The 17,265-nt window shown below is 45.6% G+C and carries 13 protein-coding genes; 5 read left to right on the forward strand and 8 right to left on the reverse strand.

Annotated elements, in window-relative coordinates:
* The first annotated feature begins 151 nt into the window (after nt 1–151).
* Nucleotides 152–2,332, forward strand: a complete 2,181-nt coding sequence (locus V7R55_RS10865; RefSeq protein WP_334059495.1) for a methyl-accepting chemotaxis protein — start codon at nt 152–154, stop codon at nt 2,330–2,332.
* A 201-nt stretch (nt 2,333–2,533) separates the two neighbouring features.
* On the forward strand, nt 2,534–2,815 hold the full coding sequence (ppiC, locus tag V7R55_RS10870) for a peptidylprolyl isomerase PpiC (protein WP_334059496.1): 282 nt from the start codon (nt 2,534–2,536) through the stop codon (nt 2,813–2,815).
* Between the two features lie 77 nt (nt 2,816–2,892).
* Here the strand turns inward: ppiC and V7R55_RS10875 are convergent, their stop codons facing one another.
* The 3 genes from V7R55_RS10875 to V7R55_RS10885 form a co-directional block, all read right to left on the reverse strand.
* Complete coding sequence (locus tag V7R55_RS10875; RefSeq protein WP_334059497.1) at nt 2,893–3,639, reverse strand: hypothetical protein; 747 nt, start codon at nt 3,637–3,639, stop codon at nt 2,893–2,895.
* A 176-nt stretch (nt 3,640–3,815) separates the two neighbouring features.
* Nucleotides 3,816–4,922 carry a FecR family protein gene (locus tag V7R55_RS10880; RefSeq protein WP_334059498.1) on the reverse strand — a complete coding sequence of 369 codons (1,107 nt, stop codon included), beginning with the start codon at nt 4,920–4,922 and terminating at the stop codon, nt 3,816–3,818.
* Nucleotides 4,915–5,505, reverse strand: coding sequence for a sigma-70 family RNA polymerase sigma factor (locus tag V7R55_RS10885; RefSeq protein ID WP_334059499.1), 591 nt, complete (start codon nt 5,503–5,505; stop codon nt 4,915–4,917). The genes V7R55_RS10880 and V7R55_RS10885 overlap by 8 nt, the downstream gene beginning before the upstream one ends.
* Before the next feature lie 209 nt (nt 5,506–5,714).
* On the opposite strand from V7R55_RS10885, the gene V7R55_RS10890 reads away from it, so the two are divergent.
* Entirely contained in the window at nt 5,715–8,879 is a 3,165-nt protein-coding gene (locus tag V7R55_RS10890) for a TonB-dependent receptor (RefSeq protein ID WP_334059500.1), read from the forward strand.
* A gap of 29 nt (nt 8,880–8,908) precedes the next feature.
* Here the strand turns inward: V7R55_RS10890 and V7R55_RS10895 are convergent, their stop codons facing one another.
* From V7R55_RS10895 to V7R55_RS10915, 5 genes are all read right to left on the reverse strand, one after another.
* Nucleotides 8,909–9,091 (reverse strand): DUF6435 family protein, encoded by a 183-nt coding sequence (locus V7R55_RS10895; RefSeq protein WP_334059501.1) that lies wholly within the window; start codon nt 9,089–9,091, stop codon nt 8,909–8,911.
* A 170-nt stretch (nt 9,092–9,261) separates the two neighbouring features.
* Nucleotides 9,262–9,963 (reverse strand): DUF6445 family protein, encoded by a 702-nt coding sequence (locus V7R55_RS10900; RefSeq protein WP_334059502.1) that lies wholly within the window; start codon nt 9,961–9,963, stop codon nt 9,262–9,264.
* Nucleotides 9,942–10,685, reverse strand: a complete 744-nt coding sequence (locus tag V7R55_RS10905; RefSeq protein ID WP_334059503.1) for a SapC family protein — start codon at nt 10,683–10,685, stop codon at nt 9,942–9,944. The genes V7R55_RS10900 and V7R55_RS10905 overlap by 22 nt, the downstream gene beginning before the upstream one ends.
* 26 nt (nt 10,686–10,711) lie before the next feature.
* Nucleotides 10,712–12,280, reverse strand: a complete 1,569-nt coding sequence (locus V7R55_RS10910) for a tryptophan halogenase family protein (RefSeq protein WP_334059504.1) — start codon at nt 12,278–12,280, stop codon at nt 10,712–10,714.
* 84 nt (nt 12,281–12,364) lie between these two features.
* Complete coding sequence (locus V7R55_RS10915) at nt 12,365–15,271, reverse strand: TonB-dependent receptor (RefSeq protein WP_334059505.1); 2,907 nt, start codon at nt 15,269–15,271, stop codon at nt 12,365–12,367.
* Nucleotides 15,272–15,812: 541 nt separating this feature from the next.
* Here V7R55_RS10915 and V7R55_RS10920 point away from each other — a divergent pair.
* Together V7R55_RS10920 and V7R55_RS10925 are read left to right on the forward strand one after the other, a co-directional pair.
* Complete coding sequence (locus V7R55_RS10920) at nt 15,813–16,970, forward strand: NAD(P) transhydrogenase subunit alpha (RefSeq protein WP_334059506.1); 1,158 nt, start codon at nt 15,813–15,815, stop codon at nt 16,968–16,970.
* Between the two features lie 2 nt (nt 16,971–16,972).
* On the forward strand, nt 16,973–17,254 hold the full coding sequence (locus V7R55_RS10925; protein ID WP_014951245.1) for an NAD(P) transhydrogenase subunit alpha: 282 nt from the start codon (nt 16,973–16,975) through the stop codon (nt 17,252–17,254).
* Nucleotides 17,255–17,265 lie beyond the last annotated feature (11 nt).

The following is a 17,265-nucleotide window of genomic DNA, read 5'->3' on the forward strand; positions in this document are numbered from 1 at the left end:
TGGGCAACGGAGAGCGGTTTAAGCTTCAATTTTTTTAAAGGATTAGTGATTGCAGCCAAACGTGTAATACTTTCATTGAAAAATGCATCTCTGTCAGTCTTATGATTTGGTTATTGAAAAGGCAAAAAGATTAAACGTAGAGGTAAAACTGATGGGTGTAATGACATGGCTAGAAGACTTTTCTTCTGCGACTGATGCGAAGCAGGCTCAGCGAAATAAACAAGCGCTGAATGCAACAACGTGCTGCATAATGATGGCAGATGCCAATCGCAATATAATTTTTGTAAATGATGCTGTTCAAAAACTATTGAAAGACAACGAGTCTAAACTCAAGGCTGTTTTACCTAACTTTTCGGCTTCCAATCTAGTCGGGCAAAACATCGATCAGTTTCATAAGAACCCCTCTCATCAGCGCAATGTGTTGGCTGAACTTAAAACCACAATGGTGTCTTCCGTAACTATCGGTGATTTAATATTTAAGCTTACGCTCACCCCTCTTTTTGATCAATCAAACAAAAACATTGGGACTATGGTTGAGTGGGTAGATCAATCTGAGCTATTAATTAAAACAACCATGCTCAATGTTCTTAACAAGGCACAAGCTGTCGTTGAATATACAGCGGATGGTGTTATTCAAAATGCTAATAGTAAATTTCAAGAAATAACGGGATTTGATGATACTAACCTAATAGGAAATCATCATAAAACATTGTGTACAGCGAACGAGAAAAAATCAGAGGCCTATTCTGAATTCTGGAGAGAATTACGTAACGGTAATGAGCAAGAAGGCGAATACTGCATCGTGAACAGTAATGGTGAAGAAGTTTGGCTACAGGCATCATTTAACCCTGTTATGAATGAAGCGGGTAAAGTAATAAGAATAGTACAGTTCGCAAGCGATATTACAGAAGCAAAATTAAAAAATGCCTATTTTGAAGGCCAGATAGATGCGATTAATAAAGCGCAGCCTGTAGTTGAGTTTGATATGGGTGGAAAGGTGTTGCATGCCAACGACAACTTTCTTTCAATGATGGGCTATAGTCTCGAGGAAGTTAAAGGGCGTCATCACAGTTTGTTTGTTGACGAAGATTTTAAGCGAAGCATTGAATACAGCCAGCTATGGGACCAGCTCCAAGACGGTATGCTGGTAAGTGGTGAATTCAAACGTGTAGGTCGAGGGAGTAAGGAGGTATGGGTTCAAGCTTCATACAACCCTATATTCGATCTAAGCGGCCGGCCATTTAAAGTCGTACAGTATGCCGTCGACATTACAGGTAGAAAGCAGGCTATAAACGACATCAAAGCCACGATGGGTGAGTTAGTTAAAGGCAATTTAGACTGCAAGATAGAGCACAAATTTGAAGGTGAATTTGAAGTTCTTGGCAACGCAATAAATCAATTCGTTGAACAAATGTCTAACACGATTGGTGCAATTTACACGGCAGTTGAGACTATCAACACTGCCTCAGCAGAGATTGCGACGGGGAATTCAGACCTCTCAAGCAGAACAGAGCAGCAGGCTTCCAGTCTAGAGGAGACTGCGTCGAGTATGGAGGAGTTAACCGGTACAGTTAAGCTCAATGCGGAAAATGCGGCGCAAGCTAATGGGTTAGCATCCCAGAGCTGCGGCGTGGCAACCCAAGGTGGAGAACTTATCAGTCAAGTCGTTGATACGATGTCACTCATCAACGAATCCGCTCAAGAAATTTCAGATATTATTGGTGTCATTGACGGCATAGCATTTCAAACCAATATTTTGGCGCTGAATGCTGCAGTCGAAGCAGCCAGAGCGGGCGAGCAAGGGCGTGGCTTTGCAGTTGTTGCTTCGGAGGTGAGAAGCTTGGCCCAACGTTCGGCAGAAGCTGCAAAAGAAATTAAAGAGCTAATTTCTAACTCAGTAAGCAAAATTGAGAGTGGGAATACGCTTGTTAGGCAGTCTGGTGAAACAATGGAAAACGTCGTAGAGTCGATAAAGCGAGTAAACGACATTATGACGGAGATTGCTGCGGCTAGTTCTGAACAGGCCTCAGGCATCGAAGAGGTGAGTAAAGCCATTGTGCAGATGGATGAAATGACGCAGCAAAATGCAGCACTTGTTGAAGAAGCCGCTGCAGCAGCCGAAAGTCTACAGCATCAAGCAGGTAACTTATCGCAAAAAGTATCCATGTTCAGTGTTGCGAAGAGAGCTGTTGATGTGCAGGCGCCTGCTTTATCTTCGATAAGTAACAACCAAAGACTAGAAAATAAAGCTGCTGATAATCTGAATTTATTAGACACAAAACAAGTGCTTAAACCAAGCATACCTGCCTCAAGTGAGTGGGAGTCGTTTTAAATATTTAGGCGAAGGTCTTAGCTAGTTTTCACATTAGCTAAGACTTTGGTGATTTTTAAAATAGAGCTATCAGTCAGGTTTCTGAATAGGGTGGTGCGTCAACACGTTGAACTGACCAATAGAATACAAGTGGTTTACTGGGGTATACTTAACAAGCACGATTCAATTCTCAAAAACTTCGATATTCATTAGGTCCCAGTCATGGCAACGGCATCCGCACTTCACATTTTGGTTAAAACAGAGAAAGAAGCGCTTTCTATTTTGGAGCAGATTAAAAAGGGTAAGGACTTTGCAACGTTGGCAAAGCGTCATTCTAAATGTCCGTCGGGCAAGCGGGGCGGCGACTTAGGCGAATTTCGTAGAGGCCAAATGGTAAAAGCCTTCGACGACGTGGTGTTTAAGAAAGAAGTGCTTAAAGTACACGGGCCCGTGAAGACCCGTTTCGGCTACCACCTTATTAAAACGCTCTATCGTAGTAATTAAAACTGCGGTCACAAACAGACGTCACGAAAGCCGATGCAAGCTCGGCACTTTCTATAAGCGTTTAGAATATGTTTTTGCTAATTGCCTGGCTCCCATTTTTCACCACATACTGAATTTTTTGTGAATATGGCGTAAGGACTGCTGGTCTCGTGAAGCGAACCGCGAAGTGCAGCGCCGTGATCTACTTCAATAAAAGGTGTGTCAGAGGTCTTGCCTTGTTCATCCAGCATAAAGTAGTCGCTGGAGTAGCTTGTTAGCATCATGCGATTGTCGTAACCCATATCGGTTAAGCGAACCCGGGTAATGGCTTTGAACTTAGCGTTAGGGTTTGAAAGCCCTACAATCTTCTTAAAAAAGTAGCCTTTATCAGACTGCAGCTGGGAAAAACCATTTAACGTGTTTATCAGGGTCTTTAAATCTATTGCTTCGCGCTGCAGCATAAAGTCGTGATGAATAGCATTGCCGTCTTTGCTAATACTGTCTTTTGACGGTGCTTTACCAGCAGTATAGGCCTGCTCTGCTTCCAATGATGAAAGGTACTCTTGCCCTTCCTCTGCATAGTGAACCAGTGCGCTTGTATTCATGTTTATGTAGTAGTCGCTAATCCCAGCAGGTACTACTTCAAACAGCATGACGTCTGGGGTGACTGCGCCTCGCTCTTCGGGCGTTTGAGGGCCTTTAGCTACGCACTTATCAGAAATGAAATAGTAATATTGGCCTGCTTCAATGGCGAAAGCTGTATTAGATAGCACCGCGCAGGTGGCCAGAAATAGTAGCCTAGAAGTGAGCTGCTTAATTGCCGTTACAGCACTGCCTATTTGCATATCAAAGACGCCTTATTGTTTGATGCATTTATATGTAATACCAACGGATTCGGACTGGTATAAGACGTCATTGTAAGGGGTAGTGGGTAAAAGCGCGAGTTAAGCTTTAGAGCACGCTTTATGCTTAGTCTGTAGCTCAATAAAGCTAAGTAGGAACTTATGAGCCAAACCCACCGTTAACGGGGGCGAAGGACAATAGTGTCGCTAGAGTAGTCTGTAGATATCTGTAAATTGTCGGCAAGGGCGGCAATAAGCGCGTCTACATCATTGGTGTTGAATAGCCCTGCAACTTGCATATTGGCAAGCGCAGCATCACCTAAAACAACGGTTTTGTCCGTATATCGGCTTACTTCTTCTATCACGTCAATTAGTGGCTCGCCGCGAAATACAATCTTGCCTTCACGCCAGCTTAAATCATTCGCGATATCTTCATCTGACACTGCCTCAACGGTGCTGTTAGGCAAAGATAAAAGCGATTTTTCACCTTGAACTAACGTCAGTGGCTGAGCCTGCGGTTTAATAATTGGATCAATAATGCTTTCGCCATTCGCTTTGTTAAGTGTATAGCTGGCGACTTCTACCACGCCTTCGGTAACTACCAGTTCAAGGTCGCCGCGGTGATATTGCACATTAAACGCAGTACCAACCGCCTGTATGGCTTTTCCTGCTGCAAGTACATTGAGCGGGCGGGATTTGTCTTTCGCCACTTCGATATGAAGCTCACCTTTGACAAGCTGAATAATCCGTGAGGTTTCAGTAAAAGCGATGTTCACTTGAGAGTTGGTATTAAGCCATAGTGTACTGCCGTCCTCTAAGCTAATACTCTTGTGCTCGCCCAGTTTGGTCGAGGCTTGTAACGAGTAGCTTGCCATTTGTGCAACAGGTTCGGTTTGATTAGACGGCGAGAATAAATTTAGCCCCTGATAACTTAACAGCCCAACCATTAAAAACGAGGCAGCAATGGCCAGCGGGCGCTTCCAAGTGACGGTGCTGTTTGTTTTGTGTTTGGCGTTAGGCTCAGGTGTATGAGGTACGATATCAGCCAGTTCTTTTAGCACCGACATCTTGTCCCATAAGACGACCATCTCAAGGAAAGTGTCTCGATGCAATGGCGTCTTAAGCCAGTTTTTTAGCGCTTGCGTTTCGTCGTCATCAAGCCCTTCGTCTAACTTAACAAGCCACTCGCTAGCGGCATCTAGTATACGTTCGTCACTGTTAAACTGAACGACGTTGCTTTGAGTGACTGGCTTGTCAATTTTTGTTTCGTCTGTCGAACTATTCATGGGCGTCTCTCTTTACTTCCGCCGTGTTGTTTTGCCCACCACTTTGATAAGCATGCGGCTGTGTATGCGACGTTGTTTGTCTTCGCATAAACAAGGTGCATCTTTTTATACCTTCAGCTATATGCTTTTCCACGGTTTTTTCGCTTATCTCTAATTCCTGGGCAATCTCCTTAAGAGAGTAGCCATACACTTTCTTCAATACAAATGCGCGCCTACATTGTTTGGGAAGAGCGCGCACTGCGTCACAAAACAGCTTAAACTCTTGCTGGGTAGCGTTGTTGTGAAACGTCTCATCTTCAACACCGCTAATTGCACTTTCCAACGCTGCCGCAACCTCTACGCTGTCGTCGACCATGCGCGTGTCAGCACGCTTTAAATGATCGTAAGCCAAGTTTTTTGCGGTTTTAAACAAAAACGACTTGGGCTCTTTAATATGCTCAGTAGATTTAGCCTGACACAAGCGAACGTACGTATCCTGTAGTATGTCGTCGACTTCTTTAGGCGGCACAAGGCGCGATAGCATCTTGGCCATCGAGCCGCGCGCCGACATATAGGCATTATGTATGGCTGTTTCTATGGGCATATTATTATTTTTTATCGTTGTTACTTACTAAGACGACAGCCAGGCTATTTTCCCCCAGTATTTTCAACATTATCGCTCAAAAATTAAATTTGTTAATGGGTTGTATATAATGCGGCGCTAGTTTAAAACAACACCAACAATAAAAAGCAGGGTGACGCATATGCATTGCCCCCTCATAAATTAATAATAACAATAGCGTAAAAACAAATATGCCTGTGGCAAATAACCCTTTCGACACACCACCCACGCTGCCTTTTAAGCCTAAAGCTTTAACGGTTGCGCTGTGTTTGGTGTCGTTAGGCGCAAGCAACACCGCTATCGCTCAGTCAGTGCTTCCTTACAAACAAGCCGAAGTGATTACACAGAATACATCGCTGCTCTCCGCGATAGATTTCGCTATTCCTGCACAAAGTGCAGACGAGGCAATCATCGCGTTTGCCAATCAAGCCGAGCTGACCGTTGTCTTTCCCTTCAATAAAGTAAGACATGTCTTAGCCAACGAAGTAAGTGGACACTATACTCCGCAGGAGGCAATTAAAAAGCTTTTAAATGGTACGGGCCTAAGTGCTCACATTGTTGATAATACCCGCATAAAAATAGCGCCTGCTAGCGATGGCGATGAAAACAATCACTTGCTTGGTCGCCTGTTTAACGCCATTACCGCACAAGACGATAGCTTGGTAACCGTACCTGACGAGCAAGGTAGTTATGATATTGAATATATTGAAGTAAGGGGCTTGCGAGCGCGTGTTGCTCAATCAGTGGGGATTAAACGTAACGCGAACGTCATCATTGATACTATCCAGTCGGTGGATATGGGTAAGTTCCCCGATCAAAACCTCGCAGAAGCGCTGCAGCGTGTGTCTGGCGTATCTATCGACCGCGCAGAAGGGGAAGGGCAACTTGTTACGGTGAGAGGCTTTGGGCCGGAATTTAATCGGGTTTTATTAAACGGCAGGCCCATGGCAACCGATAAGCTCGGGCGCGAATTCAGTTTTGATACACTGGCTTCTGAGATTGTCAGCAGTGTAACCGTGCATAAACAAAGCCAGGCTACCATGCAGTCGGGTGGCATTGGCGCTACGATTGATGTTCAAACTGCTAAACCTTTATCCTTCAAAGGAATGCGGGCGGCTGGCAGCGTCAAAATGCAGTACGACACCAACTCGCAACAATACGCGCCCTCAACGTCTGCTATGTTCAGCAACACCTATTTAAATAACTCGTTTGGTATTCTAGCCTCCTTTACTCAGCACAAGCGCCAAGCGCGGTTAGAAGAAGCGCAAATTGATGGCTGGTTGGTAAATACTAACGTACCTGAAAGTGAGCTTTCTGAATACGTTCCTACGTTATACGTTCCCAGAAATTACGATCAAAGAGTGCGGTTTGATGATAGAACCCGCACGGGGTCTGCACTCGTTTTACAGTATAGACCTAACAACAAGCTAGAGCTTACTGCCGACTACTTGGGATCGACGTTCGATGTGGAGACCTCGGCAACCTCAATGGGGCATTGGTTCACGTCAAGTAACCTTGAAGATGTTACGGTTGATAAAAATGGCACAGCGGTATCTTTTTCACAAAACAGTGGGCATGCCACAGACTTTCACGCTCGCACTTTTAACCGTTCGTCGACCTTAAACAGCTTCGGTTTTGCAGCGAACTACACCGCAAGCGATAGCGTAATTGTTGATGCTGATTTGTCTTATTCAATGGCTAATGTCGATGACAACAATGGAGAGGGCAATTCTCTCTCGCTTATCGGTTATCTAAATCGCTCTTCATTCGACCACACTCAGTCGAATATATTGCCGGCTATATCGGGCTTTGAACAAGCTAATCCTCGTCAAGTTAACGCTTTAGGTGAGCCTGTGGGGGTGTCCCATTACTTAGACCCAGCAAACGGGCGTTCCCACGTTATGCTGCGCAGAGGATGGAGTGTTGACGACGATATAGGGCAAGCAAAAATCAATGTAAGCGTACTTGGCGATGATAACTGGTTTAGCAAAATTGACGTTGGCGGAGCATTAACTCAACGAGAAAAGGCCAACGAAAGAAGAGACAACGAAGCAGACGCAAGACACTGCAGTTTTTGCGGCTATTTTGATGCGCCAGATATTCCCGACAGCTTCCAAACCATATTTGACGCAGGCGACGATTTTCTCGGATCGATTAGTGGGCATGAGAACATACCTCATCAGTGGCTGCGTCACGACGGTGATACTCTATTTCGTTACTTGGAGAACGCCGGAAATGTCAGTTTAGCCGCTGAAACCCGGGGGAGTTCTTTCGCGGTTAAAGAAACGGTGTATGCGGCGTATGCTCAAGCCGCTATCGAAAAGGATTTTGCGCCTTGGTTTATCGATGTGCATCTAGGGCTACGCGCTGAGTATACTGACGTAAAAGTAAGTGGTGTCGACGAACAGTTATCGGCGTTAGTCATTTTAGACCAAACCGAACTGGGGCAAGAGTTTGGCGCCTCGGTAAGCATTGATGAATCGTCAAACTACACCAACGTTCTACCTAGCGTAAGTCTTAAAGCCAGCTGGTTAGATAGCTGGGTATTTCGGGCTGCTTACAATCACAGTATCACCCGTCCAACCTTAGAACAGATGGCGCCAGGTGTAACCTATACCACCACGCGACAAGGTGGGGATCTGAGAGCGCGTATAGGAAACGCACAGCTATTGCCCTTTGAGGCAAAAAACATTGATGTGGCCATTGAGCATTACTACCAGGAAAATAGCTATATATCGGCAGGTTACTTTAGAAAAACGGTAGATAATTTCATTGTTAATGAAAGCAGTACACAAACCTTTAATAACGTGACTGACCCTAGCACCGGCACGGATCCAAACGCAGCCGACGATGCTGATGCGATAGCGGAATTTTCCGTAGTATCTCCCAGCAATGGCGAGTCAGCAACGGTTGAAGGGGTCGAGATAGCAGTGCAGCATTTGTTTGGCGACTCAGGGTGGGGAATTCAGGCCAATGCGAGCTTTGTAGACAGCAACGCTGAATTAGACACCGCCAATATCCGTTCAACCTTTGCGCTTACGGGGCTGTCGGGTGCAAAAAACATGGTGTTGTTTTACGAGAAGAATGCACTGCAATGGCGGGTGGCTTGGAACCAACGAGAAGGCTTTTTACAGTCACTGAACCAACCCCAAAGTACTGAACCCACCTTTGTCAGCCCTTACCAGCAGTGGGACATGAGTCTGTCATACCAGTTCAGCCCAAAAGTTTCCGTATTTTTTGAAGGTATCAATATTACTAATGAAACCGTGCATAAGCGCGGTCGATTCAGTAACCATTTGTTGTTAGTGCAAGATGCAGGCGCCCGCTATGCAGTGGGCGTTAACATCACCTACTAACCGCCTTATTTATCCTAATTCATAGCGCTCTATGATTTTGGCGTACCTTGTTCCAATGCCTCTATTTCTTTCCATAGCTGTTCAGATTGCGCTGTGAGCAAGGAATACGTTTTTATATCGCCGTTTCTTTGCGCATACATGGCTTTCTCAAGAAGGGCGTCATACTGCTTTCGCATCTTTTTGGTTGGGTTGCTTTTGAAAAGTCCAAACATAATAAATATCCTATACAGTGATTTAGCGAGGAAACGTTTGAAAATAAAGTTTCGATCACCTTTTTGTATGAATAAACCTTCATAAATATTTTGCACAAGGCACATAAACAGTGATGCTACACGCCTAGACTACTCTATAGATGTTACGTCATGCCCTGTTAAAAAGGGGGTCAAAAAACGATACTGGCGTTTGCGGTTAGCCTGCCTTCTTTCACGTTAACAGAGTTCGAAATATCGTTAGATAAACAGCCGCTGTGTAGCAAGTTGGCTGGATACAACACGGCGCGATTAAACATAGGCTCAATGCGGGCGATTTGGGTGAACATGGCGGTATCACCGTTTATGTACGCTTTAGGTGGTAACCCTACGCTGGTGGCCTGACGTTTTAAGGTTTTAAAATAGCCTTCGTATTGCGCTGCATTAACCCGCTCTAACTCCGTTTCAATATGTCGATAGAATGCAGTACCGCCCAAAGGCGCGCTAAACAGATAGTGCACCAATGCCCATTCATTATCCTTTTGCGTATCGATGTGCGGAATACATTGAATGGGCGATAAACTTTTCGGCGCTTGATTGGCTATGGAAAGTTGCACTAGGGGTATTTGAAGCGGCTTTTCCACGCCAAAATCTTGTAGCCCATTATGCGAAGCAAGTTGGCTAAACAGCAGCGGAAGCGAGGCATGTAGGTGTTCGACATACCCCTGGGGCGGGTGACTTCTCACCCCCGGATAAAAGTCGCCATCTTGTTTTGTAAATCGGTGATGTTGAGCAATTGTTTCTACCAAACTCAGCGGGTCTGGTATGAAGCCATCGATAACAACAATCGGTGTGGCTTGTTCACCAACCTTAATCAATTCGTAGTTTGAAACCATGCGTCTGCGTTTTTATTCGCCTTGTTCTTTTTGTCGATAAGGGCATAGATTTGTGCGTTTGACGCTATGAGCGTGTAAATGCTTTGCAGCATGTGTTGTGCATGCAAATCAGCAATCGCGTCAGCACTAAGCGCCGCAAGCTTATCTTCATCAATGGTATATAACCCTGTTATAGACGTTTTGCTTTCGTTTTCAAAGGTAATATCTAGGGTGAATGGTGTGATAAGGTTATGCTGTTGCAGCGCGGCAATAAAACGTTGATTTTGCGTTTCACCGTCAAGAAGCTGAGCAAGGATCTGCTGCTTTTCTAACAGGTAGTTACTGGGCTCTCCCGTGTTATCAAAAAGCGGTGTACCTTTTTCTTCGCTTACTGAAGCGTTATCCATATCAATGCACAGCACCCGGTTGCTGCTGTCAGCGCTTTGCGCTTCCGTTCCTACATAAAAAGGCAGGCGTTCAAACTGTGCGGGAATATAAACCGCCTCCCATTCACCTTGTTGCCAAAATAGGTTTTCTTTTTCTTCAAAACCTAGCAAGGCAGATAAGCCAAATTGTCCAGAATCGTCAAACTTGGTGATCACAACGGGGTAATGTACCACAAGCTTGTTGAGTTCAGAGACCACCACAGGTACAAGGTGCTGATTGGCACTGAGTGACAATGCATCGTCGGTTACTTTCAAATCTGCATGTTGTTTATTATTAATGGCAACCATGTGAGTCATACGTAGGCCCTGCTTATTGATTTACGTTAAACGGCCTGCAGGCCGAATTGGTGAATTTTATTAATAAGTTCGCGATGTTTAGGCAGTTTCTCCACCGCCATGCCGCGAGCTTTTCTGTTCTGCATCAACTGTTGCTTAGCAAAGTCGGCGTTCACCCATTGCTGATGTGCGCCTAAATCTGAGGTGAACCCCATACCGTACAGAACATACTGATAGCTTGCCGCGGGGAATACCTCGTTGTTGCTGGTAAAGTCTTTGTCACTAGGTGGGTGGTATTGCCACAGTGCGAGTAATTCTTTTAATGAATCCGGAATAGTATGACTATCGCGATTGTCCCGCCAAAATGCGCTGTCTTTTCGCTTACTCAACATGTAATGCAGCTTTAAGAAGTCGATAATTCGCTGCCAACGGTAAGAAAAGGTGTCGTTAAAGCGCTTCGCCACAATATCCATTACGGCCCGGTTTGCTGGTAACTGTTCGGCGATCATTGAGGCAGACAGTTCCACCAGTACAAGCGCTGAGGCTTCTAACGGCTCTAGAAAGCCCGCCGCTAGCCCGACAGCCACGCAGTTATTTTGCCAAAAGCGCTCCCTGTGTCCGCTTTGAATAGTAATGTCTTTTACGTTTATCCCATCTATGCCGTTTAACGTGCTGGTTTGGCGAACGTATGTGTCTAAGCGAGCATAGGCGTCATCTTTACTCTGATGCCTATTGGAATAGACGTGGCCTACACCTCGGCGTGACTGCAAACCGATATCCCAAATCCAACCGGCGTCTTGTGCGGTAGAGATAGTGTGGGATGCAATAGGACTTTGCGGGGTGTCATAAGGCACGTGTACTGCTAATGCTCGGTCGATAAAAAGTACATCGTCACAAGGAATAAACGGCACCTTGTAGTGTTCGCCGAGCAGCATAGATTTGAAGCCGGTACAGTCAACAAAAAGGTCGCCTTCTACTGTTACCCCTTGCGCGGTATGAAGGGCTTTGATATCGCCGTTGTCACTGCTTTCGACACGGTTAACGTCGGCCAACACATGGTGTACACCTAGTTTTTCAGTGCAGTGTTTGGTTAAAAAGGCAGTAAATTTTCCTGCATCTAGGTGATAAGCATAGTTTGCGGTGCCTGCAAACTCTGCGTGGCGTATGCTTTTAGGTGCACAACCTGCTTCGCATATCGCTTCCTGAACACATACTGCATGGGAAAAAGACTCGTTTAATTCCGGTGCTACAGTCTGCCAGTAAGGGCCTAAATTTGTTTGCGAAAACCCTTGGGGAAGCATGAGAGGGTGGTAATAAAAATCGTGCTCTTCACCGGTGGTCCACTTAGCAAACTTTGCTCCTTGCTTGAATGTGGCGTCGCATTCTTTGATGAAAGTGGTTTCGCTAATACCCAATGCAATTAGTGTTGAGCGCATGGTTGGCCAGGTGCCCTCACCCACGCCAATAATAGGCACATTGGGGCTTTCTACTAAGGTTACTTTAATGTCTTTGCGGGTAGCGCATTGATGTTGCGCTGCAATACGACCAGCCGTTAGCCACCCTGCGCTACCGCCACCAACTACTACAATGTGCGTTATGGGAGTTGCTGTTGTCATACTGATTTCCTGAATAAAAACTGTGGCTACCAAATGGTAGCCACGAATGTGGGACCAACAAATGTCGGCCCCAATTACGCGAAACTAAAAGTTTCCGCGCACACCGAAGGCCCAACGTCTGCCGCTGTCTTCAACCAACAGCAAGTGATTAGAGAAGCGACCGCGTTTATGTACAAACTCTTCTGTAAGGTTAATACCTTCAAAGAAGATTTCTACATTGTCTGTCACGCTGTAGCTACCGCTAATGTCAAGCTGTTGATAAGACTCAACAATGGTTGGGCCGTCACCCTGCCCTTGTGTTAACGACTGAACAAACTCATCACGCCAGTTATAGGCAAGACGAATTTGATAATCGTCAGTTTCATAAAATGCCACCAAGTTGTAAGAATCACTTAACCCGGTTAGTGCAAATACTTGATTAATATCGAATGGATCGAGTTCGGCATCACTGTCAACGATGGTCCCGTTGGCAAGCACCCCAAAGCCGTTATCGAAAGTGTGCTGAAGCGCAAGCTCGAAGCCGTCTACCGTCGCGTCTTCACCGTTATTTGGCAGAGTATTGGTAAACACAGCAACGTCGTCACCCGCATCTGGCGCGCTGGCGTTAGCGCCTGTAGAGGGGTCTGTTAGCAGGCTGCCGTCAGCAAGCTCAAAGGTTTTGTCTTCTTGGCTATTAACAATAAAGTTCGATACCAGCTTTCTGAAGTAACCAATTGATGCATAACTTGCTTCGTCGTAGTAATACTCAAGCGACAAGTCCAAGTTATCCGATTTGAATGGCTCTAGTGCAGGGTTACCACTGGTAGACGTTAAATCACCACCTTGGCGGGTAGTCGTAATTACGGTTACCGGCGACATGCTGTTAAGCGTAGGGCGAGTAATGGTAGAACTCGCCGCAAAGCGCGCAATTAAGTCGTCGGTAATTTCCAAACGTACGCTGAAGTTTGGCAATAGCACGTCGTAATCAGACTCAGTGGCAATACTTTGCGCATCGCCAAAACCAGCCAGCATTTCGGTTTGATCCAGAATCGTTAAGCCCGTTATTGGCGCTTGCGTTCCGTTAACCGTTACATCCGTCATTTCATAACGCACACCTGCGGTTGCGCTTAAGAACATGTCTGCAACTTCGCCTTCAAAGTCGAATTCCATATAGGTAGAGATAATATCTTCTTCAACTTCAAAGCTGTTGTTACGGCGCACCGCATCAAAACTAATCGAATCACCATTTACGCTTTGATAGTAAGATTCTAAAAACGCAAAGTTGGCTTCGCCATCGTGGGCAAGCCATGAAGTGGGCATGCGACCGCTACCACTGACGTCAGAAAGAAAATCGCTGCCTGCGTCAAAAACGTATTGGCTGCCTGCTGGGATCTCAGGTAAGTCGGGGTAACCACAGTAAGTACAGTGAATACCTACACCTTCATTGTCCCAGCGGGTAAGTGATTTGGTTTCGGTGCTGTACTGTGCGCCAAAGCGAATTTCAGTTAGGCCGCTGCCATCTGTTACGTATTCGCCGTCAAAGCGCAGCTGGCTCACTTCATCTTCTACCGCCCAGCCTCGACGCAGCATTACGTGAGCTCGGCTGTTAGCTTCATCAAGATGATTGCTCACACCATCAGGTGACAGTGCAGGGTTGTATATAGGGAAGCCGTCAGGACCAGTAACAATCGCGCCATCGAGTTCTTGTTGTCCGCTATAAATATTGCCATTAGGCGAAGCGAACATGCTGGCAACAGGTAAAATATTGTCATCTACCTGGAATCGTACGCGGTTGGCATAACCAATGAGTGAAAGCTGATCGCCGCCGCCGTTATTGGCTTCGCGTTCGGCTTCTGAATGACTTAAATCAAACGATAAATTCAGATTATCAGAGTACTGGTAATCAAAGTTAAGGCCTATGGCATAGGTATCGGTTAAACGGTCGAATGTTTTGGCGTGCATATCTGTCGCCAAACCTACCTCTTGGTATAAATCGACAATAGTACCGTTTGCATCAACCGTTGGGCTGCGGCGATTGCCGTTTTCATCAAACAGGCTGCCGTCATCGCCTACACCCTGAATGTTAGGTGCGGTAAACCAGTGGCCGTAAGATGTTGCTTCAGACTCTACGTCAAAATCTGAATACAGTGCGTCAGCAGTTACAACCAGCTTGTCGTTAGGTGCATATTGGAATACAAGATTAGCATTAGTACGAGTGCGCTCTTCAAAGGTCACTTTGTGGTCGTAGTTTCGCGGTGAAAATACATTGCCTGTCCAGGCGTCGCCTGATTGGGTAACAGGGTTTGGCACGCCAACGTTTTCTAGCCAACCGTCCATCTGAGCCTGGTTTAAGCGAGTCTCACGCTCTTGGTGTGAAACGGCAAGTAATACACCGAAAGTGTCGTCGTTGAACGTATTGCTAATAAGGCCAGAAAATTGCGGTGTTGTTTCTTCGCTATTTTCGTCGTACACGCCTTTTACTGAGCCAGCCATTTTAAAACCGTTTAATGCAAACGGGCGTGCGGTATTAATGTTAATGGTAGAGCCTACACCACCAGACTGCATTGTGGCCGTTGACGTTTTATGCACATCAAGGCTGCTTACTAACTCAGAAGCAATCGTGTCGAAACTGAACGCACGCGAATCGTTTTCAGACGCCATTTGACGGCCATTTACCAACACGGTGTTAAACTGTGGTCCAAAACCACGTACGGTAATTAGCTGGCCTTCACCGCCTGAACGGTCGATAGATACGCCGGTAATACGCTGTAGTGATTCAGCTAAGTTGGTATCGGGAAAATCTCCGATGTCTTCTGCGCTAATGGCGTCGACTACACCAGCAGAGCTGCGTTTAACATCCATCGATTTAGCAACCGATGAGCGGATACCACTTACCTCAATCACTTCTACGTCTTTGTTGGGTTGCGCGTCTTGGGCCAATGCACTATTTGCAGAAATAGCCGACGCTAAAACTGCTGCCACTGAGCATGCAAGCTTAGTTTTCCTATACATGATGGTGTGTGTCCTAATCGTTAATTTTAATGCGCCTTATGGTGTGCACCCCACTTGGCTTTCTCTCACAGCATTTCGCTGTTAATTCATCAAGACGACACGGTTTGTAAAATCCCCCAAAAATATTTAACAATTTTTTAAATTATCTGAGTCACCTTGTTTAAAAGGCGTGATTTCTTCGTCATCGATTAGCGTAATTCACCTTTACGTGTGTTTAAAAAATGCACAATTATTAATATATTCACAGAATAAATGCCCTTTTATCTACCTCATTTATCGCCTGTATGTCATTTCTATATAAATATTAGTTATGACTCGTAAGTAAATGATACTAGTGATGTATGCCCACATAGCGTAGCTTTGCCGCAGTTTCGCTTGAAAAATAAGCGAAGTAAGGGGTGCTATTCGAAGCAAAATAAATACAGAAATTGCCTGTTCTGTTTTTGATTTCGCTAGAGAATGCTAGGCATAAGTGAATAAAATGGCTTAGTACTGTTTAAAGGGTGTCATTCTCGGATAGCCGGAATGTGAGGAGAAGCGTGTGAAAATCATAATATTAAATGAGTCAAAAGCGCCAGATCCGCAAAATAATGTGGAGAAGCGATGTGCGGCTACACCTAGTAGTGCACAGCGTCTGGTGAAAAAAGGGGCGACCTTACTGCTTGAAGCGGGGGCGGGCGTACACTCAGGGTATTCAGATAAAGAATATAAAGATGTAGGCGTAACTGTCATCGATGATGTGAATGATGCATTATCAACAGCAGATATGCTGGTGGCGGTGAACAAACCCACCGATGCACAGCTAGCGTTGATGAAAAAAGGGGCCATTGTGGTAGGCCATCTCGACCCTTTCTTTCAGCAATCGCTTGTTGAGTCTATTGCAGAAAAGGGGCTAACTGCTATTTCTGTAGAGATGATCCCTCGTTCTTCTCGTGCACAAAAAATGGATGCGTTGAGTTCGCAAGCGAGTCTTGCAGGTTATGTCATGGTAATGCAGGCGGCGAATCAGTTGCCATCAATATTACCTATGATGATGACACCGTCAGGAACAATAAAACCAGCAAAGGTATTTATTATTGGCGCGGGCGTAGCGGGTCTTCAAGCTATAGCTACCGCGAAACGCTTGGGCGCAAATGTGCTTGCTTACGACACCCGCGCGGTAGTGGCAGAGCAAGTAGAATCGCTAGGTGGCAAATTCCTTAAGATCGACATTGGTGAAACAGGTCAAACGAAAGACGGTTACGCCAAAGAACTGACCGATGAACAAAAAGCGAAGCAGCAAGAAGCGCAACGCGACGCGATTGCCGACTCTGACATTGTTATTACGACAGCGCAGTTATTTGGTCGCAAACCACCCGTACTTATCTCAAAAGATACATTAGCACTCATGAAGCCGGGCAGTGTGGTTGTAGATATGGCGGCAACATCAGGTGGTAATGTTGAAGGTTCGGTTGCTGGCGAAACCGTTGAAGTTAACGGTGTAAAGGTAATTGGTAATGGTAACTGGAGCCAGTATGTGGCTAAAGCCGCTACCGACATGTACGCCAATAACATCTACAACCTTGTGGATGAGTTCTTTGACGATGAAACCAAAACCTTTGGGCTGAATTTAGAAGACGACATTCTAGCCGGCTGTGTTATTACCCACGACGGTAACATTACCAACGACATGCTTAACAACGCATACAAAGGAGCCTAATCATGGAAATCATTTACTTACTTTTCATCGTGCTACTGGCTGCTTTTTTGGGTTTTGAATTAATTCGAAAAGTCCCCGCTACGTTACATACACCCTTAATGTCAGGCTCTAATGCAATATCGGGTATTACGTTAGTGGGAGCATTGGTAGCCTCGGGTAGCGACAACAACTTGCTAACGACCATTCTTGGTACCGCAGCGGTGGCGCTGGCCAGCATCAACGTGGTGGGTGGTTATCTCGTTACTGATCGCATGCTTGGCATGTTCAAGAAAAAAGATAAATAAGGAGTACGCAA

It is taken from the genome of Alteromonas sp. S005, from assembly GCF_036864475.1.
Classification (GTDB): Bacteria; Pseudomonadota; Gammaproteobacteria; order Enterobacterales; family Alteromonadaceae; genus Alteromonas.

Bases quoted from the DNA above. Each gene is read 5' to 3' on its own strand.
- V7R55_RS10925 (WP_014951245.1), top strand. From the start codon at position 16,973: ATGGAAATCATTTACTTACTTTTCATCGTGCTACTGGCTGCTTTTTTG.
- ppiC (WP_334059496.1), top strand. From the start codon at position 2,534: ATGGCAACGGCATCCGCACTTCACATTTTGGTTAAAACAGAGAAAGAA.
- V7R55_RS10865 (WP_334059495.1), top strand. From the start codon at position 152: ATGGGTGTAATGACATGGCTAGAAGACTTTTCTTCTGCGACTGATGCG.
- V7R55_RS10890 (WP_334059500.1), top strand. From the start codon at position 5,715: ATGCCTGTGGCAAATAACCCTTTCGACACACCACCCACGCTGCCTTTT.
- V7R55_RS10900 (WP_334059502.1), bottom strand. From the start codon at position 9,963: ATGGTTTCAAACTACGAATTGATTAAGGTTGGTGAACAAGCCACACCG.
- V7R55_RS10880 (WP_334059498.1), bottom strand. From the start codon at position 4,922: ATGAATAGTTCGACAGACGAAACAAAAATTGACAAGCCAGTCACTCAA.
- V7R55_RS10895 (WP_334059501.1), bottom strand. From the start codon at position 9,091: ATGTTTGGACTTTTCAAAAGCAACCCAACCAAAAAGATGCGAAAGCAG.
- V7R55_RS10905 (WP_334059503.1), bottom strand. From the start codon at position 10,685: ATGACTCACATGGTTGCCATTAATAATAAACAACATGCAGATTTGAAA.
- V7R55_RS10885 (WP_334059499.1), bottom strand. From the start codon at position 5,505: ATGCCCATAGAAACAGCCATACATAATGCCTATATGTCGGCGCGCGGC.
- V7R55_RS10910 (WP_334059504.1), bottom strand. From the start codon at position 12,280: ATGACAACAGCAACTCCCATAACGCACATTGTAGTAGTTGGTGGCGGT.
- V7R55_RS10875 (WP_334059497.1), bottom strand. From the start codon at position 3,639: ATGCAAATAGGCAGTGCTGTAACGGCAATTAAGCAGCTCACTTCTAGG.
- V7R55_RS10915 (WP_334059505.1), bottom strand. From the start codon at position 15,271: ATGTATAGGAAAACTAAGCTTGCATGCTCAGTGGCAGCAGTTTTAGCG.